We start from the raw sequence: 17,712 nt of genomic DNA on the forward strand, positions 1-17,712 counted from the left end.
TCGATCATATTCATTATTTAGCGTCTGCTTTCGCCTTCATATATTGCTCCGCGACCTCAAGTGCATAGTCCTGACACGCTTCGCCTGTTGCAGGGTCATAGGCGCCATTATTGGTAATATTATTCGATAAGATACGTACCCCAAGGAATGGTACTTTGAACTGTTGCGCAATTTGAGCCACCGATGCGGCTTCCATTTCTTCTACAGAGGTTCCGTATTTGGTATGAAAAAAGTTGATACGATCAAGTTCATTATTCCAGGTATCTGCTGAACCGATGGTGCCTTCGACCACTTGTCCTTTGCTGTAATGCACTTTAGCTTTATAAGCGGCGATCAGTAACTCCTTATCCCCTTCGAATTTACGAATCGCAATCGGTTCTGGATCAGACTCATCTTCTGGTAATACATCAAATGCTTCATTCCACTCCAGTGAATTAGAACCACCGCCAATCGGTTTATTTGGCGTTTTAAATGCACCAATATTGGTGGTGTATTTGCCTAATACAATATCAAACACCTTGAGGTCTGGATCATGTCCACCTGAGGTGCCCTGATTGATAATCGCAATCGGTTGATAATGCTGAATTGCAATGGCTGTCGCTGCGGCCGAGTTGCTCATCCCCATCCGGGTTTTAGAGATCACCATTGGATAACCTTTATAGGTGCCTTTCCAGAATTTCCAGCCACCAATGGTTTCTACACTGACATTTTCTAGTTTTGATGCCATTCGCTCTGATTCAACAGGTAATGCACCTTGGATCACAATCGGCTGTAATTTTGGTTTTTCCTGTACTTGGTTATTACTATTTGAAGAATTATCTCCATTACAGCCACTTAAAACTAAAGCTGCACAAACACTGACAATACCCATCAGGCTTTTAAATTGCATCATCGATCTATACTCAAAAATCAAAACAAGTGATAAGCAAGCAACATACCATTTTTTATTTTTTTAATTTATTTTTAAAGCGTAAAAATAAAAACTTATTTTAATCAAATAGTAAAAACCCAGCAGGATATGCTGGGTTTTTGAGCATTTTAGAAGATACGCTTATCGTCTTTCTGACGTTTGGGTAACTTCTCCATTTGTTGCAACACGGCTTGGGCAATATTGAGATAACTGTCTGCGGCTGCATCCTTTGCGATCACACTTGGTGTGCCTTGATCTGCATGTTCACGAATTTTGGCATCTAAAGGTAAATGACCAAGCAAAGGAATATGATATTGCTCAGATAACTGATCACCACCGCCTGTACCAAAAATTTGCTCTTCATGACCACAATTTGAACAGATATGCGTCGACATATTCTCAATCACACCGAGTACTGGAATATTCACTTTATTAAATAATTCAATACCCTTGGTTGCATCCATCAACGCAACATTTTGCGGCGTGGTGACAATCACTGCACCCGTCACAGGAATACGTTGTGCCAGAGTCAGTTGGATATCGCCTGTACCGGGTGGCATATCAATCACCAGTACATCTAGATCAGGCCATAAAGTCTGATTGAATAACTGCATCAACGCACCAGTTGCTTTCGGACCACGCCATGCCACAGGTGTATTGTGTGCACCAATTAAATGCCCAATCGACAGTACCGCCATGCCGTAAGCATCTAAAGGTACAAAGTGTTCATTTTCAATCTGTGGGGTTCTGCCCGCATTGCCCAACATGGTTGGGATACTTGGTCCGTAAATATCGGCATCCAACACACCAACTTTTAGACCAAGTTGTTGCAATGCAAGTGCAAGGTTGACCGTAGTCGTTGATTTACCTACACCACCCTTACCCGAAGAAACCAGAATCACATTTTGGATACGTGGATGAGCAGCCACATCACGTTGTTGTGGTGCAGCTTTTTGAATCGGGGGATTATTCGGATCGGCTTCTACTTTAGGTGATGCATCCATCACAGGAGGTAAATTGCTGTTTTCTGCTTTTGGCTTCGATGAGCAACTATGACCTGCTTCACCATGCGCCGCATGTTTTTGTTGAATAATATGTAAGTTTAATTCTTGGATCCCACACTTTTCCAAAGCTTCAGCCAGTTCATCATGGATCTGCTGTAAATGATCTTTTTCTTGCGGGTAAGTATTAATCGTGAGTTGTAAAATACGGCCTTGTACATTCACTTGGCTGATACGCTCTTTGAGCGCATTGTCTGAATGTGGCAGGACATAATTTTGTAGAACTGTTTGAATCTCGTCTTCCTTCACTTCTTGCGCTGGTGAAAAAACAGATTTTAAGGAAGAAAGCCACGACATTTTGTTTACTCCAAAAACAGATCAACATTTCACTGAGTTTGGCTAGTTTAGCAGTATTGAAGAATTGACGCTCATATCAAAGCAGATAATTGCTCATTTTTTATAGCAACTTTTCTGCTTTAAATTTCAATCTTCAGCAACTGATACTTTTCACAGGAACAGGATATATTACTAAGCTGATCAGATCGACGATGAGAATATGGGATGACGCTTTCATCATATGCAGAGTCACATGATGTTTATGCTTAACTTGGGAGTATTCAATGACACGATATTATTTGGCGATATGTAGTTTTTTTGCTTGCTTCCCGCTATTCGCCCAAGAATCGATGAATCGTGCTGTTTATCAATTGCCACCACAAACAGAAATCGTGGTAAATAAGCAAAAAGAGCTATCCCCATCGTCTGAAATTAAGGTATCAATTAGAATCAGCCCAGAAAAAAATGGGTTAAAGATTCAATTATTCAAAGCAAGCAACTCAGAGCGACTTAATCGGCATGCTTTAGCGCTTGCACAACAGATAAAACCAGAGGATTTACCCACTCAAGAGACTTCGGCAGAACAACGTGATCACAATAGTAAACGCCTATTCTCAAACTATGAGCAAATCTATTATTTTATTTCCATGCAAGATCAAGCTGTTATACAACGTATTCGACGGGTTGCTTCACCGTCGTCCTTAACTGAAATGGCCTGTTTGCTTTTACAAAAAAGTGTTCCATTAGAAGGTGAATCTTTCAGATTGAATGTCAAACTCTACATCGATAAAGAAGGCAAAATACATCACCAAGAAACTCAGCCACCCTTAGAAACAGCATTAATGAATCAACTTTTCCCTGATCAAAAACGTACTCAGCCCTTTTATAAGATTTTCGATCTAGAACGCCAACAATACATTGATATGCCCATTAATCAGCCGGTACGATTTATTTGTACGACATGATCGAAACCCATTTAAAAAATATTCAAATAAAAATCCTCAAACATAGTTTGCCTATGTTTGAGGAAGATCTACAGTCGATCACAAGGTTAGCAAGCTTAACCTTTGAATTTATTGATCGTATCCGTTGCGGCTTTCTTTAAATCATCCAGCTTATGACTTGCTTGAGCTTTTAGATCATCAAACTTTGCAGCAGCTTCATCTTTTAGCTCAGAGGCTTTGGCTTTGGCATCATCCAGTTTATGACCAGCTTCTTCTTTAAAGTGATCAAACTTATCTTGAACCGCATGTTGGGTATCTTCAAGTTTGGCTTTAATATCATCCACTTTAGATGAAACTGCCTCTCTACCTTCTGCATTTTGCTCAGAGACATCTTTCTTTAAATCATCAAGGGCTTTTTCGCCTTTTAACTTAAGCTCCTCGGCGGAGTGTTTTAAGTCATCCACTGCTTTTTCACCTTGTAGCTGAGCTTCTTTTGCTTTGTATTTTAAGTCATTACCCAATTCTGCTGCTTGGTCTTTTAATTCATCAAGTTTTTCGTTTGTCATGATATTTCCTCACTATAGGTAAAAAACATATTGTTTGGATCAATCTTAGTTATACCGTGTTTGAAGTTTTTTTTTGCCCATTGCTGCAAATTGAAACAAATGGGATACAGGAAGATTCAATTGATTGCGGATTGATAAAGCTTTTAATTTTTAGATATAAAAATCATATAAATGAATAACATCCCATTTATTCAACAAAATCAGATCGTAGAATCTCATACAGCACATGCCAGCTTAAGGGATGCTCTGAGGCTAAAGCGGGATGCTGAAACTCCGATACTTTTTTCATATTTAATTTTCGCATCACAGCTTGTGACTTGGCATTTTCTAACGTGGTAAATGCAACGACTTTCTCCAGTTTCAATTGATCAAAAGCAAATGCAAGTGCCGCTTGGGCAGCTTCTGGTGCATAACCTTGTCCCCAATAGGCTTGATCGAGTCGCCATCCAATTTCCACACACGGCGAAAATGAAAATTGTGTCGGTTGATCATGTAAACCGGTAAAACCAATAAATTGCTGATTGTGCTTTAGCTCAACCGCCCAAAAGCCCCAGCCTTTTGCATCGATAATTGATTTCATTCGATCAATCAGTGCATCGCTTTCTGCTCGAGTCAGGAGTTTAGGGAAATATTCCATCACCTGTGGATTGGTGCCCATTGCGGCAAAGGATGCATAGTCCTCTGCTTGCCATTGTCTTAAGCGTAATCGTGCAGTTTCGATCATTTTTGCAACCAATAAATTTGTATTAAAAACTATTAACAATATAAGGAGATAGTTCGGATATACTTCCGCAATATCTCAATCATAGACCTCGTTGTCAGAATTACCTAATATGAATGAAAATGAACTCTTAGAAATTCAGCAGGAACTTCAAGCCCAAGAAAAACGTTTGAAGTACATACTTTCAAGTAAAAGAAGAATCCAAAACATGATTCTTTCGTTTGAAAAAGATCTTGCTGAACAGTTAATTCCAGTGATTCATCAGCAAAGTGATGATAAAGCACCTGTTGAAAGCAGTCTAGCGCTTACGATCTGCTGGAAATTTTCTAAAGCTGAATTTCCTAAAACCGAACATTGGTGCAGTGAACTGAGTATTACTGAGCTTGAGTTCAAAGATGAATTTACGGTGGCACTAAAAGCACAAGCATGGTTAGGAACTTTGGGCAGTGATGAACTTTGGCAGACGCCAATGTTTGCTGAAATTACCCTTGATCCGAAAACGGACGGCTTAAAGAGCTATCACATTCATTTCCTATCTAAAGGAAAGATTATCTCTTTAAGAAAAAATTCAAAGCACAGTGTCACAGTAAAACAAATGCAAAGTATGTAATCCTTCGGGATGCATACTCTCCTGCTCTAGATCCTCTCAAATTGATTTAAATCGCCATACTTCTTTTTGCATATCAACACATAATAACTATTGGCGCTGATACAACCCAATGCAAGCACAGGCAAAACCGCAACAAAAATGAAAAGACTCATGGCTAATGTTTCAAAATCAAAGCCATTCACTTGATCTTCTAGTAAAATCAGCAGCACTAAGCACATCCACCCCGTAAAAAAGACCAAACTGACTTTTAAAAACTGCGCCAAATCAAAAATTTTGCTGGGTAATTTCAATATTGATAAAACAATAACGTAGAAGATAAAAGCAAGCACGATCAGAAATGGAGTGAGATATAGCATCACTTGCATCGCATTGCTGACCACATGCAATAAATGGTTTTGTTGAAAGTTTAAGAACAAACAATAGGGAATCACAAAACTAAAAACCGATGCCACACTTGCGCAAAAAGATGCACAAAGCAAATGCCAAGATCTCATGGTTGGTTCCTTTATTTATTGAGCATGCAGCCATTATCAGTAAAGGAAATGTGTTTTGATTGAAGTGCAAGTGAAGCTTGCATGAAGTCATGAAAATAGACCCATAACACAGCTTGAAAAGATTTCACCGAATCCCTTGTGCAAGTCGGGGCCAAGTCATGTAAAATCATCTGCCTTGCAAATACGAATGAGAGAACAATATCCGTGCGTAAAATTTTAGTCACCAATGCCCTACCTTATGCCAATGGTCCTATCCATATGGGTCACTTACTCGGTTATATCCAAGCAGATATTTGGGTTCGTGCGATGCGTGCAATGGGCCATGATGTGACTTATGTATGTGCGGATGATGCTCACGGTACAGCAATCATGCTACGTGCTGAAGCCAACGGGATTAGCCCAGAACAACAAATTGCCAATGTTCAGAAAGAACATATCCGTGACTTTGATGGTTTTGGCGTACATTTCGATCACTATGATTCAACCAATAGTGACGAGAACAAAGCACGTTCAGAAGAAATCTATATTAAAAACCGTGAAGCCGGCAATATTGCCATTCGCCCTGTTAGCCAGTTATTCGACCCTGAAAAAGGCATGTTCCTGTCTGACCGTTTCATTAAAGGCACGTGCCCGAAATGTAAAGCGGAAGATCAATACGGCGACGCTTGTGAAGTGTGCGGTACAACCTACAACGCCACTGAATTAGAAAACCCGCGTTCAACTTTAAGTGGTGCGACTCCTGTTGAGAAATCATCGGATCACTATTTCTTTAAACTTCCGAATTTCTCAGAATACTTACAGAAATGGACCCGTGACCAAGGCCGTTTGCCTGTTTCGATTGCTAACAAACTAGACGAATGGTTTGAAGCAGGTTTATCGGATTGGGATATTTCGCGTGATGCGCCTTATTTCGGTTTTGAAATTCCAGATGCGCCAAATAAATATTTCTATGTTTGGGTGGATGCACCGATTGGTTATATGTCGAGCTTTGAAAACTACATCAAAACTAAACGTCCCGATTTAAGTTTCGATGATTTCTGGAAAAAAGACAGCGATAAAGAAGTCTATCACTTCATTGGTAAAGACATCGTTTACTTCCATGCACTGTTCTGGCCTGCAATGCTTGAAGGTGCTAACTACCGTACCCCATCAGGTTTATTCGTGAATGGCTTCTTGACGGTGAATGGTCAGAAGATGTCGAAATCTCGTGGAACCTTCATTAAAGCTGAAACCTATTTAGAGCATTTGAATCCTGAATATCTACGTTACTACTTTGCGTCTAAACTGTCTGACAAAGTTGAAGATTCAGATTTGAACCTAGATGACTTCGTTCAAAAAGTGAATTCTGACCTTGTTGGTAAAGTGGTGAATATTGCCAGCCGTTGTGCAAAATTTATTAACACCAACTTCAATAATACTTTGTCAAATACATGTGCAGAGTCTGAACTGGTTCAAAGCTTTATTGATGCAGGTGATTCAATCGCACAAGCTTATGAAGCACGTGAATTCTCGGCAGCAATCCGTGAAATTATGGCGTTGGCTGACCGTGCGAATCAGTATATCGATGAGAAAAAACCGTGGGCACTTGCCAAGCAAGAAGGTCAGGAACAACAAGTTCATGATGTGTGTTCGGTGGGTATTAACCTGTTCCGTCAACTTGCGATTTACTTAGCTCCAGTCTTACCAACACTTGCTGCACAGGTTCAAGCCTTCTTACAACTTGAAAGTTTTGACTTTGCATCACGTCAGCAAATTTTGCTTGCACATGAAATTGCTCAATTCCAACCTTTAATGCAACGTGTTGATGCCAAAGCGGTTGCGGCAATGGTGGATGCCTCTAAAGATTCTTTAGCTGCTGCGGCAGAAGCACCAAAAGCAGAGAAGAAAAAAGAAAAGAAAGCCGAGAAGAAGCCTGAGCCAAAAGTAGGTGAAGCTGAAATTATCGGTATTGAAGACTTTATGAAGGTTGACCTTCGTGTTGCTCAAGTACTTGAGGCAGCAACCGTTGAAGGTTCTGATAAATTGCTGCAATTGACTTTAGATGTCGGTGAAGCTGAAGCACGTAATGTGTTTAGTGGTATTCGTGAGTTTTATCAGCCAGAAGATCTAAAAGACAAATTGGTGGTGATGGTGGCAAACCTTGCGCCACGTAAAATGCGCTTTGGTATTTCTAACGGTATGGTACTTGCCGCAGGTAATGGCGAAGGTGTTTGGGTGATTTCACCTGAATCTGGCGCAAAACCAGGCGATAAAGTGTCTTAATATATAAAACTGATGTAAGGGTTTCTTCGGAAGCCCTTTTTTTATTTCTATAATTCAACCAAAATATTAAATGAACGATAAATACATCAGGTAAAACATGTTCCAAAAAATAATAGCTTTTCTTTTTTTAAGCATTTTTTGTTTGCATAGTGCGGTTGCTCAAGCACCGGATTATCAATTTAGCCCTCAAGTACAACAAGCCAAAGATCAAGTTCAACTAATATTCAATACTTTATTCCAATCGGATGATGAGAATCAAAATATAAAAGTTGATCCTACATTAAAACAGCTACTTTCAGAGAATAAGGAGGTGAAGGCAAAAGAATATATCGATCAACAGCAAAACTTATTTTTAAAGCAAATGAATCGCTATATCAAACAAGGAGACCCAACTGCATCTGTTGCACTTTTAGAATTTGCTCTATTCTCACAAGATTCAGCGTTAAAAGAACAAATCGACCTTAAGCCAATTCAAAAGCTTTCCAATCAAAAGGATGCTTATGCAAGTTATTTGCTGGCGCAATACTATTCAACTACTGAGCAATACATCCCCTTACTCGAAAAAGCAGGGCAGCAAGGTTCTGTTGCTGCACAAATGACACTTGCAGATGAATATGGTTTTCGACTGCCGGTTGAACAGCAAGATGCCAAAAAAGCTGCGTTTTGGGCAAATAAGGCCAAACAAAATTTAGGTGAAGCGGCCTATACCGAGCAGAAATGTGCATTGGCAAATTGTGATCTTGAAGAATTTGAAATGGTAGACTTTTCCAAGCTAACCCAGCATTAAAGCCATACGCTAAGACGAGAACCTCTCATAAAATCCGCTTACAAAAGTGGATTTTTTTCTGCGCTCAAATACCCAATTTTATTTGAATTCATGGTAAAAAAGTTTTTCTCTAATAAATTTAATGATTCTATGAAAAAAACAGCCCTCCTCCTTTCCGTCTCATTCTTGAGCAGCTTCCCTTTACTTAGCCATGCAGAAACAAGCAAGATCCTGCCAATCATTGAACAACAAAAACAGGTTGCGGGCTACTACCAACACCAAGTCGGTGATGTACAAATTACCGCCCTGCTCGATGGAACTAACTTTATGTCACCAAGCTTGTTTAAAGATATTTCACCGCAACAAGTCCAGCAAATCTTAAAGAAGTACTATGCTGATCAAGATAAAGGCGTACAGACCTCCATCAATGCTTTCCTCGTCAATACTGGAAAATCATTGGTACTCGTCGATAGCGGTGCAGCCAGTTGTTTTGGTGCCCATTTAGGCTCAATTCTAAAAAACCTCGAGGCTTCAGGCTACAAACCGGAACAGGTCGATACCATTTTACTCACGCATTTACATCCTGATCATGTTTGCGGCATCAGCAAAGATGGCGTAGCCAATTTCCCCAACGCAACCGTGTACGTTTCCAGTGACGAAGCCAATTATTGGCTTGATCCAAAACAGGCTGCCAAGCTTCCTAAAGATAAACAAGCGGGTTATGAAGGAACCGTAAAGCACATTAAACAAGCGATTGCCCCATACCAAGCCAAACAGCGCTTTAAGACCTATAAACTCGGTGATGAAATTCAGGGCTTTAAAGTCATTAACACGGCGGGACATACGCCTGGTCACTTTAGCTATGAATTAAAAACCAAAGGTGAAAGCGTGGTGTTTATTGGAGATATCGTGCATTCACATACTGTGCAATTCGATCAACCCAAAACTGCGATTGAATACGATATTGACCCGAAAAAAGCCGTCGCTACACGCTTAAAGCAGTTTGCTGATTTCGCCAAAAATGGACAAACCATTGCTGCTCCCCATTTACCATTCCCAGGGATTGGACATATTTATTCTGCTGATGGAAAGAGCTATCAATGGATTCCTGTGCATTTTAAAGATTAAGCGAGATGCGTTGATTCTAGGCAATAAAAAAGCGACCTTCTCGGTCGCTTTTTTCTGCTGCATCATTTCATGCCAAAGATCAGCTTTAATCCGAGCAAGGTCATCACACCACCCGCAATCCGATCAAATATCGATTTTGATTTTAAATAAACTTTACGTGGGCCTTCGGCTGACAATGCTACTGCAACCAGCGAATACCAACCTGCATCAATAAAGAAGCACAGCATTGGCAACACCACATAGTAATAACTTGGAATGTCTTTCGGTAATAAGGCGGTAAAAATACTGGCAAGGATAATCGCAATCTTCGGATTACTGAGTTGAGTAATCAGCCCTAAGCGAAAGGCTTGTGCATAGCTCATGCGATTCACAGTGCCATTGACTGCTTCCATTGGTTCTTTGGCATGTTTGATAATTTTATACGCCAGCCAAAGTAAGTACAGACCACCAAATATTTTTAGTGCGATATAAGCAGAAGGTACGGCTAATAGAATCGCTTGCAAGCCCATGACCGCAAGCAAACCAAATAAGGCTGCACCCGTGCCTGTTCCCAAGGCGGTAAACAGTCCATGCTTACGAGAAATCGCAATTGAGTTTTTAGCCACATAAATAAAGGTAGGACCGGGGCTGATTGCACCCAACATTAAAGCCAAAGCAATTGAGCCTAAAATCAATAACGATTCCAAGTGAAACCTCTAGATTAGAATAATTTTCAAATATTAATTTTACTGAAAAAGTATCGCCAGAAGATATAAAAATTTTGACTAATCTCAGCAATTTTTGTGCGCTTTAAGCAACAGAAGTTGATGAGAAAGCCTCAAGCTAGAGCAAAGACTCAATTTACAATGAATATCAAACACTTAAAAATAGCATATTCATCTCCGTCATGGATCGAGTATCCGATTTTTCTATAAAACTAATTTTATGATCAAAATTTGTCATCCATTTTAGTGTAACTTTCATTTATTTTTAGCGACTTAAAACCCATAATAAATTTATGGAATTAAATTCATTTTCATCAATAACGATAACCGAGGCACATTAGATGCAAACTAAAAAATTGAAAAATTTAGACCCTTCACAATCACATCTGTGGATTATTGGCGGTGGTATTGCTGGTATGGCGGCGGCAGCCTTTGCCATTCGTGATGCCAAAGTCCCTGCCCAAAACATTCATATTTTAGAAGAGCTTGAGGTCTCAGGCGGTTCAATGGATGGTGGACACAACCCACTCAATCCAAACCATGCATGGGTAACTCGTGGTGGAAGAATGTTGACCGATGAAACCTACCTCTGCACATGGGATCTATTTTCCAGCATCCCCTCACTGGAAGATCCCAACATTTCTGTCCGCGAAGAATGCCGTGAATTTAATGAAAAAATTAAAACCCATGCCCAAGCTCGCTTAATCGATGCCAACCATGTCATTGCAGAAGCCGAAAAGCTTGGCTTATCCACCTTGAATCGCGCACAGATGCTACGCCTGCTGGCACTCAAAGAAGAACGGATTGGCAGCCGTCGTATTGATGAATTTTTTGATGATGCATTTTTCCAAAGCAATTTCTGGCGGATGTGGCGCACCACCTTTGCCTTTCAGAAATGGCATAGTGCAGCGGAATTACGCCGCTATTTCTTACGCTTTATTCAGGAATTACCCCGTATTCATACCTTGGCTGGGGTTAAGCGTACTAAATACAATCAATATGATTCGATGATTTATCCCTTACAACGTTGGTTAGTCGAACAAGGCGTGGATGTGCGCTTTGGTACTTATGTCACCGATGCTGATTTTATTGAAGATGAGCAAAGTAAACAACGTAAGGCAAGCAAGCTTTATCTCAATCTCTCAGAAGGGACTGAACAGATTATCTTAGGTGAACATGATCTCGCCTTATTTACCTTAGGCTCGATTACAGCCGATTCACGTTATGGTGGTCAAAATGATGTGCCAGCCTTAATTCGTGATCGACAGGACCATGGCTGGCGCTTATGGGAAACCCTTGCACAAAAAGCACCTGATTTTGGCCGCCCAATGACCTTTAATGGCAATATCGACGAACATAAATGGAAGTCTTTTACCCTGACCCTGCATGATGATGTGCTGCTCAAACGTATCATCGAATACACAGGCAATGAGCCAGGAACGGGTGCACTGATGACTTGGTTTGAATCAGGCTGGCATTTATCCATCGTCGTGCCTGCGCAGCCACATTTTGCTGACCTACCTAAAGGCAAATTTACCCTATGGGGCTATGGCTTTGAAATTGACCACATCGGTGACTACATCAAAAAACCAATGAGTGAAGCCACTGGGCAAGAAATTGTGATTGAGTTAATTCGCCAACTCGGATTCGACGATATTCTGGATCATGTACTGGCGCATAGTGACATTAGCACCGTGATGATGCCCTATGCTTCTGCCCTGTTTGCCTGTCGTAAAGCGGGCGACCGTCCCTTACTGATTCCAGAGAATGCCGTTAATTTTGCTTTCTTGGGTCAATTTGTGGAACTGGAAGATGATGTGGTGTTTACCGTGGAATATTCCATCCGTGGCGCCATGCTTGCTATTTATCAACTCTTAGGGGTAGACCGTGAAGTTCCTGAAATCTACAACGGTCTGCTCGACCCTAAAGTCGGTTTAAAAGCCTTAGAAACCGTATTTCATTAAATCCTTCTGAAATACTAAAATGAAGTAGATCTTGATGATCTACTTCATCCACTTGATCAGTCCTTAGCCATGAGCAAAATTCAGTCTAATTTGCTAAGTAGTACGCTTATTCTTGAAGCAGCAGCTTGCCATTTTCTTTCAGTAATTTTCCATCATAGCTATAAATCATTTTCTTCTGAGCAACTTTGCGTTCTTGCTCCTCACTTTCTGGTGCCCCCATAAAGTCAGGCATGCTCACGATAATTTGATTGGGTTTTGCTGAAACTTTGATGAGATCCGAACATGAGCCAAAAACAGGCGAAACCGTCACTTTCTGGTTTGGACTGATTTTCACAAAATTCAGTTGGATCGGACAACCACTGCCGCCAATGTCTTGCACCAAAACCACATCATCCATGTGTAATTTATAAATGCCTTCAATCGACAGACCGTTATTGCCCTCAATTTTTGGCAGTACCATCTTATGATTAAAATATAGCGTTTCTTGCCCAGTCTCAGGGCTGACTTTAATTTGAACTTGCCCATAACGTGTTTTCTTGACGCTTTCCGCAGCAAAAGCAGTCTGTGTCGCGACCAATACCGTAGCAGCAAGCACCAATTTCAACATCTTATTTTGTATCATCATTTTGATTTTACTCATCACCTTGTTTAATGATTTTAGGTTTTAAACTACATGGATTTTCGACTTTGATCTCCTGAAAATATTTCTCTCCGTCTTCTTCCGCATCATAGCCAAAATTAAACGAGCCATCGCTCTCGTCAAAGAAGGTAGAATAGCCAATCTGCTCCATCTCGCTAAACTTTGGATCTTTTTTACTGATACTTAAATAAGGCTTGAGTTCAGGCAGGCGGTAAAACACCACTTTGTCATGTTCTTTATCCAATTGCTGTTTGGTCACGAAGCACTTTTGATTGGGTGACATTTTTAATAATTCAAAGAATTCCTGCTGCTTATTATTTTGATCATACACCGTGAGGATATGTGCACTGCCTGTTGCACCAAGCTTAAAACCGATCAGTTTTGGGGTGAATTGATAGGCCCTTGCCGTCTTATTCCATTGCGATATTAAGACTTTGTCTTGACCTTTATAGGTTTTAATATAGTCACAGGCATCGGTTTTCACATTGCAATTTCGTTTAATAATTTTGACCTCACCCGCTTGAGCCAAAACTTCGGTTTTAGCCCATAGCGCGCTACTGCAACAGAGCAAACTGATTGCTAAAATTAATCTACTTGTCATTTTATAATATACCCAATTGATTTAAGCCGTGGTCTAAGTGCCACAAAATAGACAGCTTATTCTGCTTAGAATAGATTGGGAATTCAATGTTTTATTGCTAACCTCATCCACATGACGTTGAAAGCACCATATACAACACTTCACTGCTGAATGAACCATCTGCTTGGATACGATAATATTGCTGGGTTTGATCAGATGCCTTTTTCTGTAAATGACGAATGGTCTGAATCGCATATTCAGGGGTTTGCATCCGCGCTGTCCAGCTCTTGAACTCTAAATCTAAATATTGCTTTTCAACTGTCTCGACCCTAAAACCTGCAGATTCAGCAAAGCGCATCCATTCCTGCAAACTATAATTGCGTACATGACTTGGGTCTCGAATGGTTTCAATGCTCTGAAAGAAGGTATCCATCACAGGATTTGAGTGCCCTAAAATATCGACAATAATCACCTTGCCTTGTGGCGCCAATACACGGCGAATTTCCGCCATCGCCTGCGCGACGTTGTGCCAATGATGTGCTGAATAGCGGGTAATCACACAATCAAAGCGTTGATCGGCAAAGGGTAAACTCTCGGCAGCCCCTTGCTGAGCGATCACATTATTCAAGCCCTTTTGCTTGGCCTGTTGCGCCACCAACTCCACCATCGACGGCGTTAAATCATAAGCAGTTACTTCACCAGTAAATGGTGCGATCTGATAGCTGACATGGCCACCGCCACAGCCTAAGTCCAACACGGTCTTCAATTGATGTGACTGGATCAAATGCTGCATTTTTGCAAACTCAACACCTTGCGCATGCACTGTGCTGTTTAAATAGGCTTGGGATTTATCTTGATATTGCTGTTGATTAACTTGATGCTGGGTATTCATCTTCTTATCCTTGCACTGTGGGTTTAGCTTCAAAAATAACCAACCTTAATCAAAAATAAAAATGATCAATTTTAAATTAATTTATAAAAATAAGTTATTAATTAAAGACCAATCAAGCTGGCTGCGACATTAATCGCCACCGCCAAGATCACGGTATTAAAAATAAAAGCCAAGACACAATGAAAAATATTCAGATGTCGGAGCGCTGAGCTGGTAATTGAGACATCAGCCGTTTGTGCAGAGGTACCAATGATATAACTGAAATAGATAAAATCGAGATAATCAGGTTGATCGGTTTTAGGAAAATCCAAACCTGCTTCTTGATGACGACTTTTGGCAAGGTAGTAATCATGTGCATAGTGAATCGCAAATAAAGTATGCAGTAATAACCACGTTGAAAAAATCGTCCCGATGGTCAGTAAAATCAGAGCACTTTTTAAAATCGGCTGATCTTTAGGCACATGCCCCAATTGCACCACAATCGAAATAAAGCAGATTACAATGGCAACCAGCACCACGGTCAAGATCATCCACTTACCTTCATCCTGTTGCTTGGCGCGTTGTAAAATATGGGTGGCGTCCAAGTGCCACATCATTTTCAAGGTCAGAAATAAATACAGCCAAATCGCAATATTCCAACCCAGTTGTAAGCAGGTTGCCCAATGCCACTGGGTAAGCAGATGCAAAGCCCCATAAATCATAAGTCCCAAAGAAAAAGTCGCAGACAAATATGGCCGATACTTTATTCCTTTTAGCAAGCGCGGGATAAATCCTTGCATTTTCCACCTATTTGTATTTTTTATACATGCGTAATTTACCCTTATTTTTTAACACTGTATGGCCTGAGAAAACTCACTCAGAACGTCAATTTAACCGAAATTAAACAAAATAAAGTTTCTCAGCATATTTACTTCGGACAAAAATGTCCGTTTAATTCACCCTATCTCCCAAGAAATTTGAATCATGGCAAAACGTCAGCAATTGGCAGCGCATAATCGTGATGAACTTCTAAATGCGGCTGAAGAAATCTTTCGCAAGCAAGGGGTTCATGTGCCTTTACAAGCCATTATTGATCATGCTGGCGTGGGACGTGCAACCTTTTACCGTAATTTTGCAGATCGTAAAGCCTTGATGACAGCATTACTGGAACGTGCCATAGAACGTTTGGAACAACGTACGCTTGCCTTACAAGACTTTGATGATGGCTTTATTCGTCTGATCGAGGGGCATATCGAACAATTGCCCCATCTGGTGGTGCTGATTGATTACTGGCGCATTATTGATCGGCAAGACCCAATCATGCTAAACATTTATGAGCGGCGTGATAAAGCACTGCAACCCTTGATTGATCGCGCCATAAAACACAAATTGTGTCGTCCAGATTTAACGCCACACGATTTTGCCATGATTACAGCGATTTTGGGCTCTTCATTTCAAGGACATCACGCCTCTGATCAAGTGCGCTTAGCCAAACGAGCAATAGAATTATTATTAAACGGCATTAAAGTTTAGTTCGAGGAATAATATGGATAAAAGCCCTCGCTATCTAGAGACTCCTCCAGATTGGTCTGCCGATGAGCGCCCAACCTTACCGGGCTCGCCTGCTGCAATTGCACATGCCCGACCAAAACGTTTTGCCTATTTTTTTATTGGTCTGTTTATATGTATTGCAGCCAGTTTAAGTAACGGGTTTATCGTTGCCAATTTACCGATTTTCCAAGGTGAATATGGTCTCACCCCATCGCAAGCAGCATGGCTACCTGCAGCCTATGTGATGGCCAATGTCAGCTCTAACCTGATTCTGTTTAAAGCCCGCCAACAATATGGTTTGCGCTTATTTTCAGAAATTGGCCTGTTGGCTTTTATTGGTGTACTGGTATTACATATCTTTGTTCAAACCTATGAAGTTGCCTTATTTGTGCGCTTTATTGCAGGTTTGGCAGCTGCGCCTTTAAGCTCGCTAGGGATGTATTACACCATGCAAGCCTTTGGTAAGGCGGATATGGCCAAAGGGATTTATCTGGCCTTCGGCTTTCAGCAACTTGGCCTGCCTTTGGCATGGATCATCTCGCCTTTTCTGCTCAGTGCCAATCAGTGGGATGTGATTTATACCTTTGAATTGGGTTTGGCAATTTGTTGTTTTGCCATGGTGGTGGCGTTAAAACTGCCACGCAGCCTACGCTTAGAGGTATTCGAGAAGCAGGACTTCTTTACCTTTGCCTTGCTTGCACCCGGTTTTGCCTGTCTGTGTATCGTACTCACCCAAGGGCCGATTTTATGGTGGTTCAATAGTCCTTGGTTGGCCTACACCTTAATCGTCGGTTTTTGTTTGATTGTGTTGGGACTGACTTATGAACACTATCGCAGCAATCCATTGATTATGACCCGTTGGTTAGCCGCAGGTGATCTACTCAGTTTTGTGGTCAGTGCCTTCGCCCTACGCTTACTCATGTCAGAACAAAGCTATGCTGCGGTCAATTTCCTTAAGACTATGGGCATGGGACCTGACCAGTTTGTACCACTGTATGTGGTGATCTTCTGCGGCACCATTGCAGGTTCGGTATTTAGTGCTCTGACCTTCCATCGTGAACGACTGATTCTGAATTTGTTCCTTGCTGAAATCCTGATTTTGATTGCTTGTGCGCTGGACTATCACCTGACCAGTGATGTGCGTCCTGCCAACTTTTACCGCAGTCAATTTCTCGTCAGCTTTGCAGGTGGTGTGTTTATCGGCCCACTGCTGCTGATGGGCTTTATGCGTACCCTGCAACGTGGCCCGCAATATGTGGTGACCTTCATTGTACTGTTTTCAGCCACACAGAATTTTGGTGGTTTGGTCGGCTCCTCCTTTTTCAACACCTATCAGCAGCGCCATACCTATGATTATAAAGTCGAAATCAATAGCAATCTTGACCCGACAAATCCAATTGTGGCACAGCGTTTACAAGCCTACCAACATAGTGCCATGGTCAGTAGCAATGACCCTGTTTTGCAAAATAACCAAGCCTTGCAAAACCTGAATAAGGTGGTCACCCGTGAGGCTCAGGTACGTGCCTATAACGATGTAATCGTATTAAACGGTATTTTTGCAGTGGTGTTATTGCTGTGGGGGCTATTTAAATATGCACGGGATAAATACAAAACCCGAAAAAATCTGCAAGCAGCCAGTTAGTCCTTTTTGATTGAGAAAAGCT

18 protein-coding genes are annotated in these 17,712 nt (G+C 41.1%); 8 read left to right on the plus strand and 10 right to left on the minus strand.

Features of this window, described 5'->3' with window-relative positions; all coding sequences use genetic code 11:
- Window positions 1-13 precede the first annotated feature (13 nt).
- Both WA352_RS12225 and apbC read right to left on the minus strand, forming a co-directional pair.
- Window positions 14-892: a 5'-methylthioadenosine/S-adenosylhomocysteine nucleosidase gene (locus tag WA352_RS12225; RefSeq protein WP_081406946.1), complete on the minus strand. Its 879-nt coding sequence runs from the start codon at window positions 890-892 to the stop codon at window positions 14-16.
- 146 nt (window positions 893-1,038) lie between these two features.
- Entirely contained in the window at window positions 1,039-2,268 is a 1,230-nt protein-coding gene (gene apbC / locus WA352_RS12230; protein ID WP_033133503.1) for an iron-sulfur cluster carrier protein ApbC, read from the minus strand.
- 263 nt (window positions 2,269-2,531) lie between these two features.
- On the opposite strand from apbC, the gene WA352_RS12235 reads away from it, so the two are divergent.
- Complete coding sequence (locus WA352_RS12235) at window positions 2,532-3,212, plus strand: hypothetical protein (RefSeq protein WP_033133502.1); 681 nt, start codon at window positions 2,532-2,534, stop codon at window positions 3,210-3,212.
- 95 nt (window positions 3,213-3,307) lie between these two features.
- On the opposite strand, the gene WA352_RS12240 is transcribed toward WA352_RS12235, so the two are convergent.
- Together WA352_RS12240 and WA352_RS12245 are read right to left on the minus strand one after the other, a co-directional pair.
- Window positions 3,308-3,757, minus strand: coding sequence for a hypothetical protein (locus tag WA352_RS12240; protein WP_033133501.1), 450 nt, complete (start codon window positions 3,755-3,757; stop codon window positions 3,308-3,310).
- Between the two features lie 187 nt (window positions 3,758-3,944).
- Complete coding sequence (locus tag WA352_RS12245) at window positions 3,945-4,481, minus strand: GNAT family N-acetyltransferase (protein ID WP_033133500.1); 537 nt, start codon at window positions 4,479-4,481, stop codon at window positions 3,945-3,947.
- A 109-nt stretch (window positions 4,482-4,590) separates the two neighbouring features.
- On the opposite strand from WA352_RS12245, the gene WA352_RS12250 reads away from it, so the two are divergent.
- Window positions 4,591-5,088, plus strand: coding sequence for a hypothetical protein (locus WA352_RS12250; RefSeq protein ID WP_005191215.1), 498 nt, complete (start codon window positions 4,591-4,593; stop codon window positions 5,086-5,088).
- Window positions 5,089-5,114: 26 nt separating this feature from the next.
- Here WA352_RS12250 and WA352_RS12255 read toward each other — a convergent pair whose 3' ends face one another.
- Entirely contained in the window at window positions 5,115-5,582 is a 468-nt protein-coding gene (locus tag WA352_RS12255) for a hypothetical protein (protein ID WP_005205604.1), read from the minus strand.
- Between the two features lie 204 nt (window positions 5,583-5,786).
- On the opposite strand from WA352_RS12255, the gene metG reads away from it, so the two are divergent.
- The 3 genes from metG (at window position 5,787) to WA352_RS12270 (ending at window position 9,738) form a co-directional block, all read left to right on the plus strand.
- On the plus strand, window positions 5,787-7,844 hold the full coding sequence (metG, locus tag WA352_RS12260; RefSeq protein WP_033133499.1) for a methionine--tRNA ligase: 2,058 nt from the start codon (window positions 5,787-5,789) through the stop codon (window positions 7,842-7,844).
- A gap of 142 nt (window positions 7,845-7,986) precedes the next feature.
- A complete protein-coding gene (locus tag WA352_RS12265; protein ID WP_227505284.1) occupies window positions 7,987-8,631 on the plus strand; it encodes a sel1 repeat family protein in 645 nt (214 codons plus the stop codon).
- A gap of 129 nt (window positions 8,632-8,760) precedes the next feature.
- Window positions 8,761-9,738 (plus strand): MBL fold metallo-hydrolase, encoded by a 978-nt coding sequence (locus tag WA352_RS12270; protein WP_033133497.1) that lies wholly within the window; start codon window positions 8,761-8,763, stop codon window positions 9,736-9,738.
- 62 nt (window positions 9,739-9,800) lie between these two features.
- Here WA352_RS12270 and WA352_RS12275 read toward each other — a convergent pair whose 3' ends face one another.
- Window positions 9,801-10,424, minus strand: coding sequence for a LysE family translocator (locus WA352_RS12275; RefSeq protein WP_023270720.1), 624 nt, complete (start codon window positions 10,422-10,424; stop codon window positions 9,801-9,803).
- Between the two features lie 359 nt (window positions 10,425-10,783).
- Here WA352_RS12275 and WA352_RS12280 point away from each other — a divergent pair, with 359 nt between their 5' ends.
- Window positions 10,784-12,406, plus strand: coding sequence for an oleate hydratase (locus WA352_RS12280; protein WP_033133496.1), 1,623 nt, complete (start codon window positions 10,784-10,786; stop codon window positions 12,404-12,406).
- Between the two features lie 106 nt (window positions 12,407-12,512).
- Here WA352_RS12280 and WA352_RS12285 read toward each other — a convergent pair whose 3' ends face one another.
- The 4 genes from WA352_RS12285 to WA352_RS12300 form a co-directional block, all read right to left on the minus strand.
- On the minus strand, window positions 12,513-13,031 hold the full coding sequence (locus WA352_RS12285; RefSeq protein ID WP_005312506.1) for a hypothetical protein: 519 nt from the start codon (window positions 13,029-13,031) through the stop codon (window positions 12,513-12,515).
- A 7-nt stretch (window positions 13,032-13,038) separates the two neighbouring features.
- Window positions 13,039-13,647 (minus strand): hypothetical protein, encoded by a 609-nt coding sequence (locus tag WA352_RS12290; RefSeq protein ID WP_005312497.1) that lies wholly within the window; start codon window positions 13,645-13,647, stop codon window positions 13,039-13,041.
- 103 nt (window positions 13,648-13,750) lie between these two features.
- A complete protein-coding gene (locus WA352_RS12295) occupies window positions 13,751-14,518 on the minus strand; it encodes a class I SAM-dependent methyltransferase (RefSeq protein ID WP_033133495.1) in 768 nt (255 codons plus the stop codon).
- Window positions 14,519-14,619: 101 nt separating this feature from the next.
- Window positions 14,620-15,297: a DUF1345 domain-containing protein gene (locus WA352_RS12300; RefSeq protein WP_005312491.1), complete on the minus strand. Its 678-nt coding sequence runs from the start codon at window positions 15,295-15,297 to the stop codon at window positions 14,620-14,622.
- A gap of 184 nt (window positions 15,298-15,481) precedes the next feature.
- Between WA352_RS12300 and WA352_RS12305 the strand changes: the two genes are divergently transcribed.
- Both WA352_RS12305 and WA352_RS12310 read left to right on the plus strand, forming a co-directional pair.
- Window positions 15,482-16,030 carry a TetR/AcrR family transcriptional regulator gene (locus WA352_RS12305; protein WP_005205624.1) on the plus strand — a complete coding sequence of 183 codons (549 nt, stop codon included), beginning with the start codon at window positions 15,482-15,484 and terminating at the stop codon, window positions 16,028-16,030.
- Between the two features lie 13 nt (window positions 16,031-16,043).
- Complete coding sequence (locus tag WA352_RS12310; RefSeq protein ID WP_004804807.1) at window positions 16,044-17,690, plus strand: MFS transporter; 1,647 nt, start codon at window positions 16,044-16,046, stop codon at window positions 17,688-17,690.
- Window positions 17,691-17,712 lie beyond the last annotated feature (22 nt).

It is taken from the genome of Acinetobacter sp. 102 (assembly GCF_037028485.1).
GTDB lineage: Bacteria > Pseudomonadota > Gammaproteobacteria > Pseudomonadales > Moraxellaceae > Acinetobacter > Acinetobacter higginsii.